At 60.4% G+C, this 20,797-nt stretch carries 23 protein-coding genes and 1 pseudogene; 16 read left to right on the top strand and 8 right to left on the bottom strand.

Translation table 11 applies throughout. The features are described 5' to 3' along the window. Positions 1-16: 16 nt before the first annotated feature. The 3 genes from ABX75_RS12345 (at position 17) to ABX75_RS12335 (ending at position 2,675) form a co-directional block, all read left to right on the top strand. Complete coding sequence (locus tag ABX75_RS12345) at positions 17-1,186, top strand: MFS transporter (RefSeq protein ID WP_047882007.1); 1,170 nt, start codon at positions 17-19, stop codon at positions 1,184-1,186. 54 nt (positions 1,187-1,240) lie between these two features. Beyond that, positions 1,241-2,188, top strand: coding sequence for a hypothetical protein (locus ABX75_RS12340; RefSeq protein ID WP_034099982.1), 948 nt, complete (start codon positions 1,241-1,243; stop codon positions 2,186-2,188). A gap of 106 nt (positions 2,189-2,294) precedes the next feature. Next, complete coding sequence (locus ABX75_RS12335) at positions 2,295-2,675, top strand: helix-turn-helix transcriptional regulator (RefSeq protein WP_047882006.1); 381 nt, start codon at positions 2,295-2,297, stop codon at positions 2,673-2,675. 29 nt (positions 2,676-2,704) lie between these two features. Here the strand turns inward: ABX75_RS12335 and ABX75_RS12330 are convergent, their stop codons facing one another. Continuing rightward, entirely contained in the window at positions 2,705-3,454 is a 750-nt protein-coding gene (locus ABX75_RS12330; RefSeq protein WP_236238661.1) for a hypothetical protein, read from the bottom strand. 105 nt (positions 3,455-3,559) lie between these two features. Then, positions 3,560-4,609 (bottom strand): MBL fold metallo-hydrolase, encoded by a 1,050-nt coding sequence (locus ABX75_RS12325; RefSeq protein WP_034099986.1) that lies wholly within the window; start codon positions 4,607-4,609, stop codon positions 3,560-3,562. 124 nt (positions 4,610-4,733) lie between these two features. Between ABX75_RS12325 and ABX75_RS12320 the strand changes: the two genes are divergently transcribed. From ABX75_RS12320 to ABX75_RS12305, 5 genes and pseudogenes are all read left to right on the top strand, one after another. After that, a complete protein-coding gene (locus ABX75_RS12320) occupies positions 4,734-5,360 on the top strand; it encodes a TetR/AcrR family transcriptional regulator (protein ID WP_034099988.1) in 627 nt (208 codons plus the stop codon). Between the two features lie 192 nt (positions 5,361-5,552). Then, positions 5,553-6,611, top strand: a complete 1,059-nt coding sequence (locus tag ABX75_RS12315) for a diguanylate cyclase (protein ID WP_034114944.1) — start codon at positions 5,553-5,555, stop codon at positions 6,609-6,611. A 264-nt stretch (positions 6,612-6,875) separates the two neighbouring features. After that, positions 6,876-7,646: pseudogene (locus ABX75_RS29990) on the top strand (PAS domain-containing protein); the annotation flags it as partial. Positions 7,647-7,700: 54 nt separating this feature from the next. Further along, positions 7,701-8,195, top strand: coding sequence for a methyl-accepting chemotaxis protein (locus ABX75_RS29985; protein WP_256593263.1), 495 nt, complete (start codon positions 7,701-7,703; stop codon positions 8,193-8,195). Positions 8,196-8,280: 85 nt separating this feature from the next. After that, positions 8,281-8,799 carry a DUF1003 domain-containing protein gene (locus ABX75_RS12305; protein ID WP_047882005.1) on the top strand — a complete coding sequence of 173 codons (519 nt, stop codon included), beginning with the start codon at positions 8,281-8,283 and terminating at the stop codon, positions 8,797-8,799. On the opposite strand, the gene ABX75_RS12300 is transcribed toward ABX75_RS12305, so the two are convergent. Beyond that, on the bottom strand, positions 8,796-9,680 hold the full coding sequence (locus ABX75_RS12300) for a LysR family transcriptional regulator (RefSeq protein WP_047882004.1): 885 nt from the start codon (positions 9,678-9,680) through the stop codon (positions 8,796-8,798). The two genes, ABX75_RS12305 and ABX75_RS12300, sit on opposite strands and share 4 nt — an antisense overlap. Positions 9,681-9,760: 80 nt before the next feature. Between ABX75_RS12300 and ABX75_RS12295 the strand changes: the two genes are divergently transcribed. Both ABX75_RS12295 and ABX75_RS12290 read left to right on the top strand, forming a co-directional pair. After that, positions 9,761-10,468: a CTP synthase gene (locus tag ABX75_RS12295; RefSeq protein WP_047882003.1), complete on the top strand. Its 708-nt coding sequence runs from the start codon at positions 9,761-9,763 to the stop codon at positions 10,466-10,468. Further along, complete coding sequence (locus ABX75_RS12290) at positions 10,465-10,779, top strand: antibiotic biosynthesis monooxygenase (RefSeq protein ID WP_034099998.1); 315 nt, start codon at positions 10,465-10,467, stop codon at positions 10,777-10,779. Before ABX75_RS12295 ends, ABX75_RS12290 begins: the two co-directional genes overlap by 4 nt. Here ABX75_RS12290 and ABX75_RS12285 read toward each other — a convergent pair. Continuing rightward, positions 10,776-11,114 carry a DUF2025 family protein gene (locus ABX75_RS12285; RefSeq protein ID WP_034100001.1) on the bottom strand — a complete coding sequence of 113 codons (339 nt, stop codon included), beginning with the start codon at positions 11,112-11,114 and terminating at the stop codon, positions 10,776-10,778. The two genes, ABX75_RS12290 and ABX75_RS12285, sit on opposite strands and share 4 nt — an antisense overlap. 232 nt (positions 11,115-11,346) lie before the next feature. Between ABX75_RS12285 and ABX75_RS12280 the strand changes: the two genes are divergently transcribed. The 4 genes from ABX75_RS12280 (at position 11,347) to ABX75_RS12265 (ending at position 15,773) form a co-directional block, all read left to right on the top strand. Next, positions 11,347-12,474 (top strand): glycerophosphodiester phosphodiesterase, encoded by a 1,128-nt coding sequence (locus tag ABX75_RS12280; protein WP_034114948.1) that lies wholly within the window; start codon positions 11,347-11,349, stop codon positions 12,472-12,474. 79 nt (positions 12,475-12,553) lie between these two features. Next, positions 12,554-12,859, top strand: a complete 306-nt coding sequence (locus tag ABX75_RS12275; protein WP_034100004.1) for a PepSY domain-containing protein — start codon at positions 12,554-12,556, stop codon at positions 12,857-12,859. 145 nt (positions 12,860-13,004) lie between these two features. Continuing rightward, positions 13,005-14,027 (top strand): transporter, encoded by a 1,023-nt coding sequence (locus ABX75_RS12270; RefSeq protein ID WP_034100005.1) that lies wholly within the window; start codon positions 13,005-13,007, stop codon positions 14,025-14,027. A gap of 129 nt (positions 14,028-14,156) precedes the next feature. Further along, on the top strand, positions 14,157-15,773 hold the full coding sequence (locus ABX75_RS12265; RefSeq protein WP_047882002.1) for an inorganic phosphate transporter: 1,617 nt from the start codon (positions 14,157-14,159) through the stop codon (positions 15,771-15,773). 304 nt (positions 15,774-16,077) lie between these two features. Here the strand turns inward: ABX75_RS12265 and ABX75_RS12260 are convergent, their stop codons facing one another. Continuing rightward, on the bottom strand, positions 16,078-16,974 hold the full coding sequence (locus ABX75_RS12260) for a LysR family transcriptional regulator (protein ID WP_047882001.1): 897 nt from the start codon (positions 16,972-16,974) through the stop codon (positions 16,078-16,080). A 105-nt stretch (positions 16,975-17,079) separates the two neighbouring features. Here ABX75_RS12260 and ABX75_RS12255 point away from each other — a divergent pair, with 105 nt between their 5' ends. Next, a complete protein-coding gene (locus tag ABX75_RS12255) occupies positions 17,080-17,838 on the top strand; it encodes an SDR family NAD(P)-dependent oxidoreductase (protein WP_034100009.1) in 759 nt (252 codons plus the stop codon). On the opposite strand, the gene ABX75_RS12250 is transcribed toward ABX75_RS12255, so the two are convergent. Further along, positions 17,737-18,249, bottom strand: a complete 513-nt coding sequence (locus ABX75_RS12250) for a multidrug/biocide efflux PACE transporter (protein ID WP_040269252.1) — start codon at positions 18,247-18,249, stop codon at positions 17,737-17,739. The two genes, ABX75_RS12255 and ABX75_RS12250, sit on opposite strands and share 102 nt — an antisense overlap. 88 nt (positions 18,250-18,337) lie before the next feature. Between ABX75_RS12250 and ABX75_RS12245 the strand changes: the two genes are divergently transcribed. Further along, positions 18,338-19,192: a LysR family transcriptional regulator gene (locus ABX75_RS12245; protein ID WP_034100013.1), complete on the top strand. Its 855-nt coding sequence runs from the start codon at positions 18,338-18,340 to the stop codon at positions 19,190-19,192. Between the two features lie 5 nt (positions 19,193-19,197). On the opposite strand, the gene ABX75_RS12240 is transcribed toward ABX75_RS12245, so the two are convergent. Beyond that, entirely contained in the window at positions 19,198-20,427 is a 1,230-nt protein-coding gene (locus ABX75_RS12240) for an RNA polymerase sigma factor (RefSeq protein WP_034114951.1), read from the bottom strand. Then, positions 20,424-20,768: a YciI family protein gene (locus tag ABX75_RS12235; protein ID WP_034100016.1), complete on the bottom strand. Its 345-nt coding sequence runs from the start codon at positions 20,766-20,768 to the stop codon at positions 20,424-20,426. The genes ABX75_RS12240 and ABX75_RS12235 overlap by 4 nt, the downstream gene beginning before the upstream one ends. Positions 20,769-20,797 lie beyond the last annotated feature (29 nt).

The following is a 20,797-nucleotide window of genomic DNA, read 5'->3' as shown; positions in this document are numbered from 1 at the left end:
GAAGCTCGCCTTCACCGTGGCCACCTACTCCCTGGTAATCCGCCGCTTGATGATCTGCTCGGTCACCATCGTGGTAAGCCGCGCCATGACCAGCCCGTTGCTGGCGCTGCTATTGAGCACCCGCCTGGGCCTCAACCAGCAGGACATCGGCCTGTTGATGGGCGTCGCGGTGTTTATCGCCACGCTGCTGGGCTTGTATGGCGGCTACATCATCGATCGTTTGGAAAAACGCAAGCTGTTGATCCTGGCGATGCTCTCCAGCTCCATCGGTTTTCTGTTGCTGACCTTTGCCAGCAACCTCTACCTCACCACCTTGACCCTGGTGATCACCGAAGCCGCCTCGGCACTGTTTTTGATCGGCTCCAAGGCAATCATCAGCGAAAACCTGCCGGTGGGGGAACGGGCCAAGGTGTTTTCCCTGCGTTACACCCTGACCAACGTCGGCTACGCCACCGGCCCCATGGTGGGCGTAGTGATCGCCGGGCATATGCCGTTGGCGCCGTTTTTGATCGCCAGCGCGATTGCCTTGGGCAGTGTGTTCCTGATGATCGGCATCCCGCCCACTCAACGCGACGAAAGCGTCAAGCCACTGAGTTTTCTCAGCACGCTGCGTACCTTGCGCAATGATCGCACGTTGATCCTGTTCACCAGCGGCAGCTTGTTCAGCACCATTGTCCACGGGCGCTATACGCTTTATCTGTCACAGTTTCTGCTGGTGGCCTACAAGCCGGAGCAGGCGCTGAAAATTCTGTCAGCGGTGCTGGCATGCAATGCCGTTACCGTGATCGCCATGCAATACCAGATCGGCCGCTTCCTCAAGCGTGAGCAATTACGCTACTGGATCGTGCTGGGCACCACGCTGTTCATCGCCGGGTTGGTTGGCTTCAGCCTCGCGGACGGTCTGCTGAGCTGGTGCGTGGCAATGTTCGTGTTCACCTTGGGCGAGATGATCATCTACCCATCGGAGTTCCTGTTTATCGACACCATCGCCCCGCAAGCGCTGCGTGGCAGTTACTACGGCGCACAGAACCTGGCGGCGTTCGGCGGCGCGATGAGCCCGGTGATCTGCGGCTATCTGTTGATCAACGCAGCGCCCACCAGCATGTTCTACGCCCTGGGTGCGTTGACCGTGCTGGGCGGCACCTTGTGTTTTCTGAGTGGACGGCGGGTTGCAGGTTCTTGCTGATATTTACCTAGGATCCGGCTATTAATAGCGAACTTTCTCACGGACCCGAGCCCCATGAAATTCGACACGGCCTACTGCCTGAGTCTCGACGAAAAGCTATCGATCTATGATGTGCGCGAGCTGAATTTCGACGAAACCGTCGCCTTCGATTCTGACAAGGACAGCTTTCTGTGCCCCAACGACGTGTGCCGCGCTGCGTTCCAAGCGAGCAACGTGCTGACCACCTTCAACGCGAAAAACGTCAATTACCTGCGCACGCCACACTTCAAGAACACCCCGGCCACCCAGCATATCGACGGCTGCCGTTACGCCAGCACGCACAAGGGCGCTGCCGGCGAAAGCGACGACGAGCGAGAGGACAATTTCCCATCGGAATTTGTACTGACGCGACGTACTTACCCACGCAACCCCGCACTGCCCGGTCACGAAGAGAAGATCCCACAAGATCCGACGAAGTCGCCTTCAACACGCGTAGGCTCCCCCGCCAGCTCCCACGAAAGCGCACCGGACAAAACCAGCGTGTTCGCCCATCCGGTGGAGTGCTATGTGTCGAACATCGACAACAAGGACAAGCTGAAAAGCATGCCGTTGAAGATCGGCGATCACACCGCGACCTACTGGACGTTTTTCAAGAAAATCGAATACCTGCAAGACAACAAGGGCCTGATTTACTGGGGCAAGATCAAAGAGATCAAGGACTACACCAACAGCTTTCGCATCGACTTCGAAAAGAAGGTATGGCTGGACAAGAAACCCTATTCGGTGAATGTCTATCTGAGCAAAAAACTCATCGAGAACTATCGCAAACGCAAGGCATTCCTGGAGCAGATCAAAGCGGCTGTCGACAGTGAACGCACGCTATATTGCTTCTTTTACGGCGTGACCCCGGAGTTGAAACAGGTGCCGAGCAAGAAAAACCCGGAACAGACGTTCGGGGTATTCAGCGCGGATATCGAGAACCTGGACCATCTGATCATTCGCGAGGCGCCAGGGGTGCAATAGCAGGTGGCTCAACGCCAAGAGACGGCACAAGTTGATGAGCGGTCAAAACAACTGTACAAAAACACAGTATAGTTTGCCTTCACTCGTCGAACCCTGGAGAAATTCCATGTCCTCTCTGGCAATCAGTTCTTTCGTAGACCAACAGATCCTGCTGCACCAATTCACCGCCAAGCACTGCGTGCAGGCCCGCGCCATGTTGGGCTGGAGCCGGGAAGAGCTGGCACGCCAGGCAGGTGTGACGGTCGACGCCGTGCAACGCTTTGAGCAGCACGTCGAGGCCGATGACGAAACCCGCCTGGCGTTGGCGTTTCGGCTGGAGGCTGAAGGGTTGGTATTCTTCCCGGGCTTCGCACCGGGATGGGGTATGACCGCTCGCAAGTGGGCCGCCAGCCCCACCGAACCCGCCCCCCAGAGCATGATTGCACGGCTGATGGGCACCACCGCAGCAGCCATGGACTCGACCACGCCTCACGCCAATGGAGCTTAGCCACTCAGCCTATTCCGTGCCTACGTCGGTTATGAAGATGTCAGCCGAGCGGCGTTGCGATAGGCCTGTGCCAGCGCCGCCAGAGAGTCCCTGGACCATCGCGCGCCGTAAAACCATAACGTGGCGCCATCTTCGAGGGGTTCGCCCACCTTGGGGTAGCCAGTCCAGCAAGCCGCATGGAATGCCCCGCTGCGGCTGTCCGACACCAGGGCATCCAGACGGTATTGGTTTATCAGATCATCGATTTCATTGCGGGTATGCAGGTCGAATTGCAGGCTGGCGTCCAACCGCTGCGCAGACACTGGAAACAGCAACGCCCCTCCCCGGCGCAGCCTCTCCAGTGCGCGCATGAAGGATGCGGAGTGCTCGATGGAGGCGTGGGCATCGCCCTGCTGGTAGCGGTCGGCAAACCCTACACGCTTGCCAGCCAAAAATGAGGTAACCGTGCGGGTGGTGTCGTTTTGCACCAATGGCACTTCCACCATCACCGGCTCGGTAGGGTCCACGCCGCTTAACGCGATGAGTGACAGCGACGGATCCCGCATGGGTTTTGCAGGCAGGCTGGGCGCGCTGAAACCGGGAATCGGAATATGACTTTCCAGGTGAATACGAGCTTGGGGGGCTGTATCGAAAGCAATACCCTTTTTTGCGCCTCCAGCGTCAGTGGAGACCTGAGGCGGACCGCAGGCGGGTTTTGTCGATTCGCCCTGCACCAGCCCCAGTGACGACACTGGGCAAACGACTGTTTTTGAACACGGTTTCCTGTAATCCTTTTCCATCGGATGGCCCCCTGCGATGATTTTCCGGGGGATGATCGCACCCTTGACTGGCACCTGTCGCAGCCTTGAAACAGCTTGAAAACTCCTTTTTCGACGGCGCTTTCGTCAGCTCGCCAGATGTTCCCGAGCACCATGGGTTTCCACGTCCAGCCACCAGGCATGCCCACGCTCTGGCTGATTCAAACTGAATGCCCGTCCCATTGGTGGCGTTGCAATCGACACATTTCGCTCCCACGCTAATGCCATGATGCGATCAAAGGGTTCGTGCCAGGCATGGAACGCCAGATCGAAGGTGCCGTTGTGGATCGGCAGCAGCCAACGGCCTTTAAGGTCGATGTGGGCCTGCAGGGTTTGCTCGGGCTGCATGTGAACATGGGGCCAGTCGACGTTGTACGCACCGGTTTCCATCAGTGTCAGATCGAAGGGGCCGTAGTGTTCACCGATACGTTTGAAGCCGTCGAAGTAGCCTGTGTCGCCGCTGAAAAAAATTCGCCGTGAGCCGTCGATCATGACCCATGAACACCACAGGGTGTGGTTGGCATCGAACAGGCCGCGCCCGGAAAAATGTTGGGCGGGGGTGGCGACAAAACGAATGCCATCCACCTCGGTGCCCTGCCACCAGTCCAATTGACGCACTTTGCTGGCATCTACCCCCCACTTGACCAAGATGTCGCCCACGCCCAGCGGCGCGAGGAAATGCCGGGTTTTGTCGGCCAGTTGGATGACAGCATTGCGGTCCAGATGGTCGTAGTGGTTGTGGGAAAGAATCACCGCTTCAAGGTCAGGCAGTTCATCCAGACTAATCGGCGGTTGGTGGAAACGCTGGGGGCCGGCCCAACTGAATGGGGAAGCGCGTTCGGCGAAGACCGGGTCGGTCACCCAGAACTTGCCGCGCATTTTCAACAGCACGGTGGAATGTCCCAGGCGAAACACACTGTGGTCCGGCGCATTCCATAACTGGTCGCGGGTCAGCGGTTCGACGGGTATAGCCCCTACCGGCCGCGTTGTGCGGGGTTTGTTAAACAGCATGTTCCAGAAAATACGCAACGTTTTGCCGAAACCGCCATGCTGCACGGGGGCTTCGTTGCTGAAAGCGCCTTTACCCTGCTCGGCGGGTTTGGCTGAAGGGACGACACGGGATGAAATCATGGCCATGACAGAGTGACTCCTACAGTCCGCTCATAAACTACACTGCACAGTGTAGTTTCAAGATTGCAACAAAACCCGTAGCAAGTAAACTACCGAGTGTAATTTCCCTCCTGAGAGCCGACCGCCAACCATGACTGCCCCTCAACGTCTTACCGACCGCAAACGCGAAGCCATCGTGAGCGCGGCGATCAGCGAATTTCGCGAAAACGGTTTCGAGGTCACCAGCATGGACAAGATCGCCGCCACTGCCGGGGTCTCTAAACGCACGGTCTACAACCATTTCCCGAGCAAAGAAGAATTGTTCGCCGAGATACTTCATCAACTCTGGGCCAGCACGGTCGCGCAGTTAGACGTCTGCTACAGCAGCGACCGCCCGTTGCGCGAACAGTTGCGCGGGTTGTTGGAGGCGAAGATGAAGATGATGTCAGATAACAACTTTCTCGACCTGGCCCGAGTTGCCATTGCCGCCACGATCCATTCGCCAGAACGCGCGCAGAATATGGTCACGCGTTTGAGCCAACGGGAAGAAGGCTTTACCCAATGGGTCCGCGCGGCTCAAGAAGACGGGCGGCTATCCGGCAACGACCCGGCCTTTGCCGCTCACCAGATCCAGAGCCTGCTCAAGGCGTTTGCATTCTGGCCGCAGATTACGCTGGGCCAACCCACCCTCGACGCGGCCACCCAGGCCCGCGTGATTGAGTCCGCCATCGACCTGTTTCTGGCCGGCTACGAAATCAAGCCCAGCACACAGCCATAACGACTGTTGCAACAGCGACATTCCTGGTCGCTTTTGACGCATCTGCCATCCTTTTTGCGCAAATGGCCTGGAAGGACACTGATTATTCCTACCTGAATAATTGACAATATTCACGGGAGTTATCCGATCAACGGTAATTCCCCAGAATGCGTGCCTTTATATCTACAAAAAAATCAGCTAACCCAGGTATCTATGGAAAACCGACAAGGCAAAGGGATCTCGTTTGCCAGGCGTATCTACAAGCCAAGAATCATCGGCGCGGCCATGTGCTGCCTCAGCGTCACCGCCGCGCTCTACCCGCTGGGGATGCCTGCGTGGGTCTGGGCGGTGCTGCTGGTCAATGGTTTTGTCTGGCCTCATGTGGCGTATCAACTGGCTATCCGGGCCAAGTTTCCCTACAACGCTGAACGGCGCAACCTGCTGTTTGATGCCCTGTTCAGCGGGTTTTGGACCGCAACGCTGCAATTTACGCCGTTGACCAGCGTCACCCTGCTGTCGATGGTAGCCATGAACAACGTGGCCGCCGGCGGCCAGCGTTTGTTGCTAGGCGGGCTGCTGGCCCAATTGTTCGGAGCAGGATTGGCCTGGGTGTTGTTTGGCGTGCAACTGAACCTCAATGTCAGGCTGATAGAGGTGTATGCCTGCCTGCCGATGCTGACGCTCTACCCCATGGCTATCGGCATGGTCTGCTATCAGTTGGCGATAAAACTGTCGGACCACAAACGCACGCTCAGCGCCCTGAGCCGTATCGACAGCCTCACGGAGCTGCTCAATCACGGTTCCTGGAAAGACTTGCTGAACCTCAAGTTCCACAAGTGCCAGCATCAGAAAAGCCACGCCACCATCGCGCTGATCGATATCGATCACTTCAAGCAAATCAACGACACCCACGGCCATATCGTCGGCGACACGGTGCTGCGGCAATTGAGCCTGGAGCTACGGCGCAACCTGCGGGATAACGACCTGGCCGGGCGATATGGAGGCGATGAGTTCTGTGTGATCCTTCCGCAAATGTCACTGGAAAAGGCAGCGCAGCGCATGGAACGCCTGCGGGAAACCTTCTGCAACTATCGCATCCCTCACCTTCCGGAGCTTAAGGTCAGCCTGAGCATCGGCCTGGCGGATTTCCAGCCGGTCTACGACGATGCAGCCAGTTGGCTGAATGCGGCAGACCGTGCCCTGTATGCCGCCAAACACACCGGCCGCAACCGGGTCTGCACCAACACCGACAGGCTAGCGCGCTCGGCCTGATAGTGGCGCAATGACATCTCGTCCGAAATATCCGCGCTTTCCCGCAGAGATACCATAATGCCATTACTGGTCGGCCGCCTAACAAAGGTCCTGTCCTTGGAACGAACTTCTGATCGGGCTGATCACTCTGAACCGGTTGTTCCACCCACACTGCCAGCACACGGAGGCTGGCAATGAGCACGTCAGCCGTAGGGCCTATGCCTTACGGGGGCAGGCGCATAACCACGGATAACCTAAGACGCTTGCTTGCTCGAGCACACCATCATGTTTTTCAACACTCATAAGAAAACGATCGACACCCTGCAACACACCCTCAATCAACAGAACAGCCTGCTGAACGCCATGGAACGCTCCATGGCAGTGATCGAGTTCGACCCGCAAGGCCAAGTGCTGCGGGCCAACGACAACTTTCTCAAAACCTTGCGCTACCGAGCCGACCAAGTGCTGGGCCAACCCCATCGAATGTTTTGCACCACCGCATTCGCCCGCAGCGCCGAATACGCCCAGTTGTGGACGAACCTACGCAGCGGCCAGTTCCAGTCCGGCACGTTCGAACGGGTGGCTGGCGACGGCCAGTCGGTGTGGCTGGAGGCCAGCTACAACCCAGTATGCGATGACACCGGCCGCCTGATCAAAGTGGTCAAGTACGCCATGGACGTCACCCCGCGCCTGCAAAGCGAAAGCGAATCCAACGGCAAACTCGAAGCCATCGGTCGGGCCATGGCAGTGATCGAGTTCAACCTGGACGGCACGGTAATCACAGCCAATACAAACTTCCTGCAACGCATGGGTTATAGCCTGGCGCAGATCCAGGGCCAGCATCACCGTATTTTCTGCGCCCCGAACACCGCCGGCACCCAGGCTTACAGCGATTTCTGGCGGCGCCTGAACCAGGGCGAACTGTTCAGCGGGCAGTTCGAACGCGTGGATAAACACGGCAACACCGTATGGCTCGAAGCCAGTTACAACCCGGTCTACGACGCAGGCGGGCGCCTGTGCAAAATCGTCAAATTCGCCTCGGACGTAACGGCCAGAGTGCAGCAGCACGCCGCCGATGCCGCCAGCGCGGCCCAGGCCTATCACATCTCCATGACCACACGGGACATTGCCGAAAAAGGCGCCGAGGTGATTCAGCAAAGTGCCAGCGGGATGCGCGACATTGCCGTCGATATCGACGGTTCTTCGCACTTGATCGCCAAATTGGGCGAGCGCTCCGAACAGATCACCGCCATCGTCAACACCATTCGCGCGATCGCCGACCAGACCAACTTGCTCGCGCTCAATGCCGCCATCGAGGCGGCCCGGGCCGGTGAGCAAGGACGCGGGTTCGCTGTGGTCGCCGATGAAGTTCGGCAATTGGCGGCGCGCACCAGTGGCTCGACATCCGAGATATCCAGCATGATCGCGATGATCCAGAACGAAACCCGCCAGGCCATCACCAGCATGGACGGCACCCGTGACCGTGCGGCGCTGGGGGTAGACCTGGCCAACCGCGCCGGCGCGGTGATCGTGCAGATCCGTGAGGGCACCAGCGAGGCGGTGCAGGCAGTGAGTGCGTTTGCCAACGTGCGGGGGGCTCACTGAGCCGGGGCTCGGATCATTCATGCAGTAGACAGTCGGCCAGAGCTATAGTGAACCACTGTCTCACCGTTGATGATCCGAGCCTGCCATGACCCCAGATGCCCCTCAAAAAAAACCTGTCGACCACCTGCGTTTCCACCGAGGCCACGCCCACCTGGCGCCGACGTTCGGTAACGACGCCTTCGCACTCAAAGCCGAAGCGTTTGCGCGGTTCTTCGGCACCCCCGCGTTTCTCGGTGCACAAACCCTGATCGTGATCCTGTGGGTGGCCCTCAACGTAAGTGGTATCACCCACTTCGACGTCTACCCATTTATCCTGCTCAACCTGGCTTTCAGCCTGCAGTCAGCTTATGCCGCACCGTTGATCCTGCTGGCCCAGACGCGCCAGGCCGCACGGGACAAGGCCCAGTCCGATGCCGACGCCCAACACCGCGAAGCCTTGGCCATTGCCAACAGCGAGCGCCAGGCCCAAGCCGAGCAAATCACCAAGCAGCTACTGGAATTGCTGGAGCAGAACACCCGGCTGACGGAAATCACCAAACAGCTCTCGGAGCACATCGACAGCCTGACGTGCGAAATGCATGAGCACTTTGTGCGCAAGACTTAGGCTTGCGGCAAGCGCACCTGTTTTCCCAACTCATCGAACAGCGTCACCACTGAGCGCAAGGCCCTGCAATCGGGGCGCGTGAGCAGCCACAGAGCGGTGTCATGCCCGGTCAGCACCGGGCCAAGCGCTTGCAGGCCGCTACCCAGCAGAAAGTCCGGCAGTGCCGCCACCCCAAGCCCCGCCCGCACCAGTTCGGTGACCGACAACATGCTGTTGCAACGATAGCTGGGGCGTACACCCGGCAAGTGCTGGCGGCGCCAGACGACGGTGGGGTGATCGGGCAGAAAATCATCCGGTGCGACCCAGGCCAGTTCCGCCAACTCACAGCCTGCGTGGCGGGCTGCATAGTCGGTGCTGGCGCAGACTTGGTAGGACACACGCCCCAGACAACGGCCGACAAGATGCTCCGGCGGCGTGCGCGTCAGGCGCAGGGCAATGTCGGCATCGCGGCGGCTGAGGTTGGCGAAGTCATTGGAGGTAGTCAGTTCCAGGCTCAGCGCCGGGTAGTCCGGCATGAACTGCGCCAGCGCCGGTAGCAGCAAACCTTGCAGCACGGAGTCGGTGCACGTCAGGCGCACCGTGCCGCTGATCACTTCACCGCCCTGCTCCACGCCGATTCGCGCCGCTTCCAACGCTTGCTCCGCCCGTTCGGCCTGTTGCGCCAAGTTGCTGGCCAGGCCGGTGGGCAGGTAGCCGGCGCGGCTCTTTTCAAACAGCGTCTGGCCCAGCGCCGCCTCCAGTCGCCGCACGGCGCGGAATACCGTGGACACATCCACCCGCAGCAGCGCCGCCGCCCGCGCCAGGCTGCCGCCGCGCACCAGCGCGAGGATCAGAGAGAGATCGGCATAGTCGAGCTGATAGTGCATCGCTGCATTGAGCATGTGTTCAAACGCCAATATTGATTGCGTGGGCGCCAATCTATAGTGCACGCCAGGACACCACAAGCCATGGGACGCCCACGATGAAAGCCAAGCACTTGCACCTCGCCTTGATCGGCGACTACAACCCCGATGTGATTGCGCACCAGGCGATTCCCGTCGCGCTGCAACAGGCTGCCGACCGCCTCGGCGTGCAGGTCCATCCGCAGTGGCTCGACACCGACACCCTCACCGCCGGTTCGCAGTTGCACCGCTTCGACGGTTTCTGGTGCGTGCCCGCCAGCCCCTACCGTGATACCGAAGGCGCCTTGCATGCCATCCGCTTTGCCCGCGAACAGCGGCGTCCTTTCCTCGGCACCTGCGGCGGCTTTCAACATGCCGTGCTCGAATATGCCCGCAATGTACTGGGCTGGGCCGATGCCGAACACGGCGAGCTGGCGCCCCACGCCGCCCGCGTGGTGATCACACCGTTAAGTTGCTCGCTGGTGGAGGCCAGCGATACCGTGCGGTTAGCGTCCTACACCCGTATCGCCGACGCCTACGGCCAATTGGAGATCGAAGAAGGCTATCGCTGCCGCTACGGCGTGAACCCGGACTTCGCCCAGGCCCTATTCGAAGGCGACCTGATCCCTACCGGGCACGATTCGGCCGGGGACCTGCGCGCGGTGGAGCTACTGGATCATCCGTTCTTTGTCGCCACCCTGTTCCAGCCCGAACGTGCAGCGCTCAAAGGCACCCCACCGCCGCTGGCGCTAGCACTGCTCAAGGCCTGCCAGGCGGTGTCGGCATGATCGCTGACACACCGGCGGCGCCCTACTACGCGGTGATTTTCACCTCGCTGCGCACCGAAGGCGATCAAGGCTACAGCCAGGCCGCCATGCGCATGCTCGAACTGGCTCGTGAACAACCGGGGTTTCTCGGGGTGGAGTCAGCGCGAGAGGACGGCCTGGGGATCACCGTGTCGTATTGGGCCAGCGAAGCAGCGATCCTGGCCTGGAAACATCACGCCGAACACCGGGCGGTGCGTGAGCAAGGGCGTAGCACCTGGTACTCGGCGTTTCACACGCGGGTGTGCAAGGTAGAACGGGACTACACCTTTTAGGCGCGAGCCTGGGCCTGCACCAGACTGCGCATGGCGCTGATCTGCGGAATTTCCACCCGGCGCATATACACCCGCAGCGGTTCGGTGATGTTGATGCGATCGTCGATGTTCTGATCGAGCAGCAACTGAATGCGCTCGCGGGACAGGGTCATGGTTTGCCCCGGAGCCGGCAGCCAGACAAATTCGGCGCAGGGGATAATGCCGTCATCGGCCACGTCCATGCCGAACGAGTCTTCGCTGAAACGCACGATGTACTGGCCGGTTTTGCGGTTAAGGCCGACGAAACCGTTGAGTTGGTCGGCGGCCTGGCAGATAAGCTCGGAAGTGATGCGCATGCTAAACCTCACTGAAAAGTCCCACAGGGACTGGAAAGATGGTTTACACGCGTGGCAGAAGTTGCTGTCCTCTGACGGGGCAGCTGCGGGCAAGAGTACTGCAATGCAGGGTAAAAATGCGCAGAAAATTGGCGCGAGCGCACGTTAATGTCGGTTTGGTGATAGCGCCGTTCGCAATCAATTGTTAAAAAGGAGCCCTTCTCAAAGCTACCTCCAAGAAAGGACTTCGCCTATGCCTGCCACGTTCACCAAGAGCGCCTTGCTGCTCGCCCTGATGCTCGGCCTGGGCCACGCACAGGCCGCCGAACCGATCAGCCCGGCTGAATTGGCAACCAACGAAGGCATTCCATACCCCGCCGTGATCGCGCACCGTGGCGCGTCCTACGATGCTCCCGAATCCACTGCCGCCGCTTACAAAGTCGCACGCGACCTGGGCGCCGATTACCTGGAACTGGACCTGCAACGCAGCAAGGACGGCGTACTGTTCGCCCTGCACGACAACAACCTGCAACGCACCACCGATGTGGCCACCAAGTTCCCCGAGCGCAAAGACGCGCCGGCCAATGAATTCACCTGGAAAGAACTGCAAACCCTCGATGCCGGCAGTTGGTTCAACGCTGCCTACCCGGACCGCGCGCGGCCGGGGTTCGTCGGCCTGAAAATCCTCAGCCTGGACGACATCATCAAGATCGCCGAGGGCAACCCGCAGCACAAACCCGGGCTGTACATCGAAACCAAAGAGCCCCAGCAATTCCCTGGCATCGAAGCCGACCTGAAAAACAAGCTGCTGGATAAAGGCTGGTTGAGTTCCGCCGGTTCCAAGCTGGGCAAGAGCAACACCGGTGTGGGTCAGGGCAAGGGCCGCGTAGTGCTGCAAACCTTCGAAACCGCCAGCCTCAAAGAGCTGCAAAAGGAAATGCCGAACACGCCGAAGATCCTGCTGCTGTGGGTAGGCGAAGGCAGTATCGAGCCGAAGTCCAAGCAGACCTTCGCCGAATCCGGCGAGCCAACCAAGGCCGCGTATTACGCCAAGCAAGAACCCAAGGACGCCGCCGAATTTGAAAAGTGGGTGGATCAGGCCAAGAGCCTCGGCGCTATCGGCACCGGCCCATCGGCTCAGCTGACCAACCTGGGCGACCAGAGCTACACCGATCTGGTCAAGCCGGAAATGAACAAGCTGACCCACGATAAGGGCCTGCTGGTCCACGTCTACACGGTGGATGAGCCCGTGGACTTCGACAAAGTGATGAAGGCCGGCGTCGACGGTATCTTCACCAACCGCGCCGCCGAACTGCTGAAGTTCTACAAGCGCTGGCCGTCGTCGAGCGTGCAGGATCTGCTCAACGACTATAAGTACTGAGTGCGCCTTTAAGGATGAGTTAAGTTGCGCCGGTTAATCTGGCGCCACTTAAACAGCTCAACCGAGAAGGAAGCCCACCATGAAAACCCTGACTGCCCTGTTCGCTGCCACTGCCCTGACGTTGACCGCCGGCCTGGCCCAGGCGGACGTTCGCCCGGACCAGATTGAAGGCCTGCTCAAGTCCGGCGAAGTGATGCCATTCGAAAAACTCAACGCCGCCGCCGTGGCCAAACATGCCGGCGCCAGCATCACCGATACCGAGCTGGACCACAAAAACGGCGTACTGGTCTACGAGGTCGAAATGACCGACACCGCCGGTAAAAAGTGGGACGTGACCCTCAACGCCAAAACCGGCGCGGTGCTGGAAGACAAGCAAGACAATTGATCTACCCCTTTAAAAACGCGCTACCTTCGGGTGGCGCTTTTTTATGGGCGCCTTCAAACCGTAATGTCCGCGTCATACAGCCTTGCAATGATTCGCCCACGCGAACCTGTGAAACGTCCTACAGGCGCTTTCTCTGCGAGCCCCCATGAACCACAGCATCGACCACAGCCACCAGGATTCCGATCTGTTTGGCTTGCTCTACGGTTTTCGTTTTCGCCCAGGTGAAAAAGGCGAACAGATTGATTCAGCCACGGCCTTGCAAGCGTTGCAGCAACCGGCCGATCCGGATGAGTTCCTATGGCTGCACCTGAACCTGGCGCACGCCGCCTGCGAGCGCTGGATGAAAGCGCATCTGCAATTGCCCGAGGAGTTTTTTGAGGCGCTGCACGAAGGCTCCCGTTCCACACGGATCGAACATGTCGACTCGGCGTTGCTGGCCGTGGTCAACGACGTGGTGTTCAACTTCAGCAGCATGGTGTCGTCGGATATTTCCACGCTGTGGGTATGCGCGCGCAGCCGCCTGTTGATCAGTGCGCGCCTGCAACCGCTGCACTCGGTGGACAAGTTGCGTTCGTCGGTCAAAGGCGGCGAGCGCTTTCGTTCGCCCCTGGAATTGCTGGTGCATCTGCTGCGCGATCAAGGCGAGGTGCTGACGCAGATCGTGCGCAAAACCAGCATCAGCGTCGACCATATCGAAGACCAGTTGCTCTCCTCGCGCCTGTCTACCAACCGCGCCGAACTGGGCGCCATGCGCCGGGTGCTGGTGCGCCTGCAACGCCTGCTGGCGCTGGAGCCGGGCTCGCTGCTGCGCCTGCTTAATCGCCCGCCACAGTGGTTGCAGAAGGAAGACGTGAAAGAGCTGCGTAAATCCACCGAGGAGTTCGCGCTGATCATCAACGACCTGACGGCCCTGGGTGAGCGCATCAAGTTGCTACAGGAAGAAATCGCCGCCAACCTCAACGAGCAGAGCAACCGCACGTTGTTCACCCTCACCGTGGTGACGGTGCTGGCGCTGCCGATCAATATCATCGCCGGCTTCTTCGGCATGAACGTGGGCGGCGTGCCGCTTTCCCAAGACCCGGAGGGCTTCTGGATCCTGGTGGCGCTGGTGGCGACGTTCACCCTGATTGCCGGGCGCTGGGCATTCCGCAAGCGTAAAGACTACTGAGACGAGTAATCCCGCCGTAGGAACAGACCGACGGTGGCCTCAATTGCTTAAACCATGACTTGACGCAGCATCTCTGTAACATTCTGCAATGATCATGGGCGACATCCTCCTTAATCTGGATGCTCCGGCATGGCCACCCCTTCCCTGACTGCCTCGCTGTCCACCGCAACGGCAGACCCCAAACCTCGGCTGGACAAGAAACCCAGCCTGTTGACCGTGATCATCTTTTTCGCCGTGCTCGCCATGGGCTTGCTGTTCACCGCCTATAGCCTGATGCACGACATGCATGAAATGGGCGCACAGCTCACCACCTGGACGCCTTTCCTCCTGCTGGGCGTGGCACTGCTGATTGCCCTGGGTTTCGAATTCGTCAACGGTTTCCACGACACCGCCAACGCCGTGGCCACGGTGATCTACACCAATTCGCTGCCGCCGCATTTCGCGGTGGTGTGGTCAGGCTTTTTCAACTTTCTCGGCGTGTTGCTTTCCAGCGGCGCGGTGGCGTTCGGCATCATCGCCCTGCTACCGGTGGAGCTGATCCTGCAGGTGGGCTCCAAGGCCGGTTTCGCCATGATCTTCGCCCTGCTGATCGCGGCGATCCTGTGGAACCTGGGCACCTGGTGGCTGGGCTTACCGGCGTCGTCGTCCCATACCCTGATCGGTTCGATCATCGGCGTGGGCGTGGCAAACGCCTTGATGCACGGGCGTGACGGCACCAGCGGGGTGGACTGGAGCCAGGCGATCAAGATCGGTTACGCCTTGCTGCTCTCGCCGCTGATCGGCTTTGTGTTTGCCGCGTTGCTGTTGCTGGCCCTGCGCGCCTTCGTGAAGAACCGCGCACTGTACAAGGCGCCCAAAGGCGACACTCCGCCGCCGTGGTGGATCCGCGGCATGCTGATCGCCACCTGCACCGGGGTGTCGTTCGCCCACGGCTCCAACGATGGCCAGAAAGGTATGGGCCTGATCATGCTGATTCTGGTCGGCACCCTGCCGATGGCCTATGCCCTGAACCGCGCCATGCCCGCCGAGCAATCGTTGCAGTTTGCGGCGGTGGCCGAAGTGACCCAGGCCGCACTGGTCAAATCCGCGTCACAGCCGCTGACCGGCGACCCGCGTGGAGTGCTCTCTGTGTACGTGCGCACCAAGGAAGCCACCCCGGAACTGGTGCCCGCCCTCGCCGCCCTGACCGGTCATATCGGCGATGAAGTCAAAGGCTATGGCTCCCTGGCCAAAGTCCCCGCCGAAGCGGTCGGCAACGTACGCAATGACATGTATTTGGCGAGCGAAACCATCCGCTTGATGGACAAGGGCAAAGTCGGTCACTTCGATGCCGACACCCAAGACAAGCTGCAACTGTTCAAACAGCAGATCGACAATTCCACGCGTTTCATTCCGCTGTGGGTGAAGATCGCCGTGGCCATTGCCCTGGGCCTCGGCACCATGGTCGGCTGGAAGCGCATCGTGGTGACGGTGGGTGAAAAGATCGGCAAGACCCATATGACCTACGCCCAGGGCGCCGCGGCGGAAACCGTGGCAATGCTGACCATCGGCGCGGCAGACATGTATGGCTTGCCGGTGTCGACCACCCATGTGTTGTCCTCCGGCGTGGCGGGCACCATGGTGGCCAATGGCGGCGGCTTGCAGATGAAGACCATCCGCAATTTGCTGATGGCCTGGGTACTGACATTGCCGGCGGCGATTGTGTTGTCCGGCAGCCTGTACTGGCTGTTTACCAACCTGTTCTGACGTACCTTGAGCAAACCTGTGGGTGGTACTGCTGTGGGAAACAGGCTCGTGGTGATGAGTGGGCTTTCTGTGGTGGTGGGCTTGCTGTGGTGAGCGGGCTTGCTGTGGTGAGCGGGCTTGCCCCGCGCTGGGCTGCGAAGCAGCCCCAAATCCAGGCACCTCGGTGTCTCAGCTAAACCATATCGTCTGGAATGGGGCCGCTTCGCAGCCCAGCGCGGGGCAAGCCCGCTCACCACAAAGCCCCCCTCACCCAAACAGGCTTGCTCACCACAGCAACCCCCTTCCCACCAGGGTGGAGCCGGGATTAAACGTGGGTCTGCACCATGGCGGCCAACCAGTCCATAAACACCCGAACACGCAACGGCAAATGCCGTTGCCCGGCGTACAGCAGGGCCACCTCCAACGGCGGTGGCGAGTAGTCCGGCAAGATCGCTACCAATTCACCGCGCGCCAATTCGTCGAGCATGCCCAGGGTCGGCACCTGAATAATCCCGAAACCACCCAGGCAGGCCGACTTGTACGCATCGGTGCTGTTGACCGTCCCCCGCCCCGCCATGGGAATCCGTTGCACCTTGTTGCCTTGCAGGTACTCGAAACCCGCCGAACGTGACCCCAGCGGGCGTACGTAATGCACCAGGTGATGGTCGGCCAAATCGGCCAAGGTCTGCGGCACGCCGAAGCGTTGCAGGTAGGTGGCGCTGGCGCAGTTGATCATCGGCAGGCTGCACAGCGCGCGGGCCACCACGGTTTGATCCGGCTGCGCGCCGATGCGCAATACGCAATCGAACCCTTCGGCGAGCAGGTCGACCTGACGGTCGGTGGCGCTGATTTCCAGCTCGATCAGCGGGTGGGCGTCCATGAACGAGGGCAGCCGCGGCAGGATCACTTCCCGTGCCAGGGCGTTGGGCATGTCCACGCGGATACGCCCGGCCAGTTGGGCTTCGTCCTGGCGAAACAAGCCTTCGAGTTCCTCCATATGCGCCAGTAAATCCTTGCTGCGTTCGTAGAGCACGCGACCGTCCTGCGTCGCTTGGACCTTGCGCGTGGTGCGTTGCAACAAGCGCGCGCCGAGCAGCTCCTCCAGCGCCTGCACATGCTCGGACACCGTGGAACGCGGCAGGCCCAGGCTCTCGCCGGCGCCGGTGAAACTCGACAGTTCGGTGACGCGCACAAAGGTGCGCAGCAGCTCAAGTTTGTTCATGGGATTGTTCGCCTTATCCGGCCAGTGTTTCCGATATAGCGCTGTTTATCACGTTATTACCGGACAAATACACTTCTTCCCACGATCACATCAGAGGACTGCACCATGACCCGTAAAATCGCATTGATCACCGGCGCCAGCCGAGGTCTGGGTAAAAACGCAGCATTGCACCTGGCCGCCCAGGGCGTCGACATCATCGGCACTTACCACAGCAAGGCCGACGAAGCCCAGGCACTGGTGGCGCAGATCGAACAATTGGGCGGGCGCGCGGCGATGCTGAAGCTGGATGTGAGCCAGAGTGCCACGTTCGGTGATTTTGTCGGCGATGTGGCTGGCGTGCTGAAAGAGGTTTTCGCACAGGATCGCTTTGATTTTCTGATCAATAACGCCGGCATCGGCATCCACGCCAGCTTCGCCGAAACCACCGAAGCACAGTTCGACCAACTGCTGGCGATCCAATTCAAGGGCCCGTTTTTCCTGACTCAGAAGCTACTGCCATTGATCCGCGACGGCGGTCGCATCCTCAACGTGTCCAGCGGCCTGGCGCGCTTCAGCCTGCCCGGTTATGCGGCTTACGCGGCCATGAAAGGCGCCATGGAAGTGCTGACCCGCTACCAGGCCAAGGAGTTGGGCAGCCGTGGCATCAGCGTCAACATCCTCGCCCCTGGCGCCATTGAAACCGACTTCGGCGGCGGTGCCGTGCGCGATAACGCTGACCTCAACGCAATGGTCGCCAGCAACACCGCCCTGGGCCGCGCGGGCTTACCGGACGATATCGGCGGGGCCATTGCCAGCCTGCTTGCCGACGGTAGTCATTGGATCACCGGTCAGCGGATCGAGGCGTCGGGCGGCATGTTTCTGTAAGAAACGCTCGCGCAGCACGTCATAGCCCCAGTGATACACATAGGTGTACGGCAGGAAAAACAGCAGTACACCTATGTCCAGCATCAACGCCTGCATCAGGCTGATATTCAGCCACGCCGCAATCAACGGCACCGCGACGATAATCAGCCCGCCTTCGAACAGCAGCGCATGCAGCACCCGCGTCCAAGCGCCGCCCGACAGTTGCAGGCGCGCTTTGAGGCGGTCGAACAGGCTGTTGAACACAATGTTCCAGCTCAGCGCCAGCAGGCTGAGGCCCAAGGTCACCGTGCCCATTTCCAAGGCCGGTCGCCCAGTGATCCAGACCAGCAGCGGCGTGCAGATCAACAAGGCCAACCCTTCAAAGCCCAAGGCTTGGCCAACACGTTCAGTCATCGATTTGGTGGGGTGCATAACCCGGCTCCGTGCGTAACGAGAGTTGCCATGGTTACTCAGCGGATCGATACTTCATAACCAATAACCATCGATCAAGGCGATAGTCATGGCTTCACATGAAGTGCTGCAGGCATTTGTCCAGGCGGCGACCCAAGGCTCGTTTTCGGCAGCGGCGCGCAAGCTCGGCAAGAGCCAGTCCACCGTCAGCGCAGCGGTGGCGAGCTTGGAGATCGACCTGGATGTGGAGCTGTTCGACCGCAGCAGTCGCAAACCCACACTGACCCCGGCGGGCCATGTGTTGCTGCAACGCGCCGAGCAGGTGTTGGAAGCCAATAGCCGGCTGGCCCTGACGGCGAGTCAGTTGGCCCAGGGGCTGGAGCCGAAGCTGAGTATCGCCATGTCGGACACCTACCAGTCCGACCGTTTCGAGGCCGCCCTCAGCGCGTTCGAACGACGCTACCCCGACCTTGAGCTGGAATGCCTGATCGCCGAATGCGAAGACCTGATCGCCTTGGTGCAGAGCGGCCGTGCGCAGATCGCATTTATTGAACACCAGGACCTGTACCCGCCGGACCTGACCTGCGCGCCCGTGGAGGAACGCACGGAAATCGCCCTGTTCGTATCCCCCAAGCATCCGTTGGCCAGCCTCGACACCCTCACCGCGCACGCCCTGCAACAGCATCGCGAACTGCGCCTGGCAAGCATCATCAATCCGAATGAAACCCGCGCCAGCGGACGTGTCTGGTCGGCCCCCAGCTACCTGATGCTGCTGGAAATGGCTCAGTTGGGTTTCGGCTGGGCACCGATTCCGCGCTGGTTGGTGGAGCGGTTTGGCGGCGGGCAATTGGTGGAACTTAAGGCACGCGGCTGGCCGCGCTCAGTGGCGGTAGATGCGTTGTGGTCGCGGCACCATCCGCCAGGGCCGGCGGGGAGTTGGTTGTTGGGCAAGATGCTCGAATGATATTTCTAGGGCATTGAAGCGCTGACAAGTTGAGCCAGGCGTTGTTCGAGGAAGGCCTTTTCGGGGGCCTGTTGGGTCAGTGACAGGGCTTTTTCATACGCAGACCGCGCTTCTTTCAACCTTCCCAGTTGCCGGCAGAACTCGCCCCGGGTCGCGTGCGCCAAGTGATAATCCTGCAACTCCCCGCGCGCCAGGATCCCATCGACCTGCTGCAACCCCGCCAGCGGCCCGTCGCGCATGGCCACCGCCACCGCCCGATTCAGCGCAATCACCGGCGACGGCAGCAGGCCCAGCAACACGTCGTACAGCCCGACGATCTGCGGCCAATCCGTCTGAGCCGCGTGAGGCGCTTCGGCATGTACGGCAGCGATCGCTGCTTGCAGGCAATACGGGCCAAACCCTCGGGTGCTCAGCGCTCGCTGCACCAGCGCGCAGCCTTCGGTGATTAACGACGCGTCCCAAAGCGTGCGGTCCTGCTCATCCAGCAACACCAGCTCGCCACTCGCCGAGGTGCGCGCCGCACGGCGGGATTCGTGCAGCAGCATCAACGCCAGTAAGCCCATTACTTCCGGCTCCGGCAGCAACGCCAGTAACAGCCGCCCGAGGCGAATGGCTTCGCCGCTCAATTCGTCGCGGGTGAGGTTTGCGCCGATGGACGCCGAATAGCCCTCGTTGAACACCAGGTAAACCACGCGCAGCACGCTGTCGAGGCGCTCCGGCAGTTCCGCCAGGGATGGCACCTGATAAGGAATGTTCGCCTCGCGGATCTTGGCCTTGGCCCGCACGATGCGCTGGGCGATGGTGGTGGGTGTGCTCAGGAAGGCTCGGGCGATTTCTTCGGTGGTGAGGTCGCAGATCTCGCGCAAGGTCAACGCAGCCTGGGCATCCGGCGCCAGCGCCGGGTGGCAGCAGGTGAAGATCAGGCGCAGGCGGTCGTCTTCCACGTCTTCGACACTCCACTCAGCCGCTTCCAGCGCGTCGGCCTGCGCCTGCGATAACGGCGTAAAACGCGCCTGGCGGCGTAAGCGATCGATTGCTTTGAAACGGCCGGTGGAGATCAGCCAGGCCCGTGGGTTGTCGGGCAGACCGTCCTGGGGCCAACGTTCGAGCGCGACGGAAAACGCCTCGTGCAGGGCTTCTTCGGCAAGGTCGAAATCCCCCAGCAGGCGAATCAACGTCGCCAGGACGCGTCGCGATTCGCTGCGATAGAGGGCCTCGATAGAGTGGCTGTTCAGAGCGCCAACTCGCGTACGGGCCGCACCTCGACGCTACCGACCCGTGCCGCCGGAATGCCACCGGCCACCTGCAGCGCTTCGTTCAAATCCCGCGCTTCGATCAGGTAGAAACCGGCTAGCTGCTCCTTGGTTTCGGCGAATGGCCCGTCGGTGATCGATAAGTGGCCATTGCGCTTACGCACGGTGGTGGCGCTGGCCACAGGTTGCAGCGGCTCGGCGGCCAGCATGCGACCACTGGCCTGAATGGCCTGGGCGTAGGCAAGGCACTCCGGATCTTTTGGGCTGTCGGGTGAGCTATGCAGCAACGTTTCGTCGCTGTAGATCAGGCAGAGGTATTTCATGGATATCTCCGTTGTCGGAATGCTGACTA

Origin of the sequence: Pseudomonas sp. ARP3 (assembly GCF_001029595.1) — a bacterium.
GTDB classification, from domain to species: domain Bacteria; phylum Pseudomonadota; class Gammaproteobacteria; order Pseudomonadales; family Pseudomonadaceae; genus Aquipseudomonas; species Aquipseudomonas rhodesiae.
This window is presented reverse-complemented; position numbering and strand designations above follow the sequence as displayed.

Coding starts and splice junctions, on each gene's coding strand:
- ABX75_RS29985 (WP_256593263.1), top strand. CDS start 7,701: ATGACCACACGGGACATTGCCGAAAAAGGCGCCGAGGTGATTCAGCAA.
- ABX75_RS12260 (WP_047882001.1), bottom strand. CDS start 16,974: ATGAACAAACTTGAGCTGCTGCGCACCTTTGTGCGCGTCACCGAACTG.
- ABX75_RS12250 (WP_040269252.1), bottom strand. CDS start 18,249: ATGCACCCCACCAAATCGATGACTGAACGTGTTGGCCAAGCCTTGGGC.
- ABX75_RS12305 (WP_047882005.1), top strand. CDS start 8,281: ATGACCCCAGATGCCCCTCAAAAAAAACCTGTCGACCACCTGCGTTTC.
- ABX75_RS12270 (WP_034100005.1), top strand. CDS start 13,005: ATGAACCACAGCATCGACCACAGCCACCAGGATTCCGATCTGTTTGGC.
- ABX75_RS12335 (WP_047882006.1), top strand. CDS start 2,295: ATGTCCTCTCTGGCAATCAGTTCTTTCGTAGACCAACAGATCCTGCTG.
- ABX75_RS12285 (WP_034100001.1), bottom strand. CDS start 11,114: ATGCGCATCACTTCCGAGCTTATCTGCCAGGCCGCCGACCAACTCAAC.
- ABX75_RS12235 (WP_034100016.1), bottom strand. CDS start 20,768: ATGAAATACCTCTGCCTGATCTACAGCGACGAAACGTTGCTGCATAGC.
- ABX75_RS12265 (WP_047882002.1), top strand. CDS start 14,157: ATGGCCACCCCTTCCCTGACTGCCTCGCTGTCCACCGCAACGGCAGAC.
- ABX75_RS12275 (WP_034100004.1), top strand. CDS start 12,554: ATGAAAACCCTGACTGCCCTGTTCGCTGCCACTGCCCTGACGTTGACC.
- ABX75_RS12290 (WP_034099998.1), top strand. CDS start 10,465: ATGATCGCTGACACACCGGCGGCGCCCTACTACGCGGTGATTTTCACC.
- ABX75_RS12300 (WP_047882004.1), bottom strand. CDS start 9,680: ATGCTCAATGCAGCGATGCACTATCAGCTCGACTATGCCGATCTCTCT.
- ABX75_RS12330 (WP_236238661.1), bottom strand. CDS start 3,454: ATGGAAAAGGATTACAGGAAACCGTGTTCAAAAACAGTCGTTTGCCCA.
- ABX75_RS12340 (WP_034099982.1), top strand. CDS start 1,241: ATGAAATTCGACACGGCCTACTGCCTGAGTCTCGACGAAAAGCTATCG.
- ABX75_RS12315 (WP_034114944.1), top strand. CDS start 5,553: ATGGAAAACCGACAAGGCAAAGGGATCTCGTTTGCCAGGCGTATCTAC.
- ABX75_RS12280 (WP_034114948.1), top strand. CDS start 11,347: ATGCCTGCCACGTTCACCAAGAGCGCCTTGCTGCTCGCCCTGATGCTC.
- ABX75_RS12320 (WP_034099988.1), top strand. CDS start 4,734: ATGACTGCCCCTCAACGTCTTACCGACCGCAAACGCGAAGCCATCGTG.
- ABX75_RS12255 (WP_034100009.1), top strand. CDS start 17,080: ATGACCCGTAAAATCGCATTGATCACCGGCGCCAGCCGAGGTCTGGGT.
- ABX75_RS12245 (WP_034100013.1), top strand. CDS start 18,338: ATGGCTTCACATGAAGTGCTGCAGGCATTTGTCCAGGCGGCGACCCAA.
- ABX75_RS12295 (WP_047882003.1), top strand. CDS start 9,761: ATGAAAGCCAAGCACTTGCACCTCGCCTTGATCGGCGACTACAACCCC.
- ABX75_RS12325 (WP_034099986.1), bottom strand. CDS start 4,609: ATGGCCATGATTTCATCCCGTGTCGTCCCTTCAGCCAAACCCGCCGAG.